Below are 1,407 nucleotides of genomic sequence, written 5' to 3' on the forward strand. Positions count from 1 at the left end.
ATGTCTCAGTATCTCGCGTCCAGCTGCTGTCGGCAGGGTTCACGCGGATCACCTTTACGGGCACGGACCTCGTTCATCTGGGTACGGGTGGATTCGACCAACGAGTGAAGTTGGTGCTGCCTCTCCCCGATGTAGGACTTGGTCGTTTCTCTTTCACCGAGGACTGGTTTACTCGGTGGCGTGAACTCTCTAACGAGTGGCGTAATCCGCTTCGTACGTACACCGTGCAGTCGCCCCGGCCGGCGTTGCAGGAGATCGATATCGACTTTGTCCGCCATGGCGATGACGGACAGGCCGCACGCTGGCTGAACGAGGTCACCGTTGGGTCGGACGTCGCCATCGTTGGACCGGATGCTCGCGGAGCGAACCCGGACGTCGGAATAGAGTGGAAACCCGGACAGGCGCACACCGTCCTCTTGGCCGGCGATGAAACGGCCTTGCCAGCGATCTGCGCCATTCTGGGTCGACTTGATCGGCAGGCGCGGGGAGTCGCATTCATCGAGATCCGCGACGTTTGTGATTCCCGAGTGACCAATGCCCCGGCGGGCGTCGAGGTTCGCTGGCTCGCCCGGTCCCATCCCCAGGCTGTACCACTCGTGACGGCCGTGCGCGACTGGACCACGAACTTGTTGGCGGTGAGTCCTCAGCCGCATGACCTGAGGGCTGGAGGGCTGTACAGCTGGTTGGCCGGAGAGTCCTCCCTCGTGAAAAAGATGCGCCGAATTCTCCTGTCGGAGGCTGGCATCGACCGCAGCCACGTGACGTTCATGGGATATTGGCGCGAAGGCCGCTGCGAGAGCTGACTCGTTCGCCCGCTTGCTTTTCCCGCCGGCCACCGGTGGGTCCATCGCGCAGCTAGATAACTGCGCACTTCGAACAAGGAACACTATGACCCGCACTCGAATGACACTCCTGACCACGACGGTCGGCACCATCCTGGCGCTCCTTCTGACAGGCTGCGCCAGCGGCACAGCAGCCGACAAAGCAGGTCCAGTGACGGCGAGTACGGCCTCTTTCCCGGTGACGATCGACAGCGCTCTGGGTTCGGCCGTGATCCCGGCAGAGCCCAAGCGCATCGTCACGATCGGTTGGGGTTCAGCCGACACTGTGGTGGCGCTAGGTACAACCCCGGTGGGAATCGAAAAGGCGAGTTGGGGCGGGGACGCTGAGGGGTATTTTCCCTGGGTGCGTGACGCGATTGAGGCGCGAGGGGACGCTTTGCCCGAGGTCTTCAATGTGTATCCGGAGATTGACGTCGAAGCTATTCTTGCCCTTCAGCCTGACCTGATCCTCGCCCCGCAGTCGGGTCTTTCGCCCGCTGATTATGCAACACTCTCCGCCTTTGCTCCTACGGTGGCGTTTCCGACGGACGCCTGGCGCACGGGCTGGGCGGACCAGATTTCTATC

The 1,407-nt window shown here is 62.3% G+C and carries 2 protein-coding genes; both read left to right on the plus strand.

The genetic code is table 11. The features are described from left to right. Window positions 1–803 (plus strand): siderophore-interacting protein (locus tag JF66_RS17955; RefSeq protein ID WP_035880164.1); only part of this gene is annotated, 803 nt, incomplete at its 5' end. An 85-nt stretch (window positions 804–888) separates the two neighbouring features. Further along, window positions 889–1,407: ABC transporter substrate-binding protein (locus JF66_RS17960; protein WP_156109901.1), on the plus strand; the 519-nt coding region annotated here is incomplete at its 3' end.

It is taken from the genome of Cryobacterium sp. MLB-32, from assembly GCF_000738085.1.
GTDB lineage: Bacteria > Actinomycetota > Actinomycetes > Actinomycetales > Microbacteriaceae > Cryobacterium.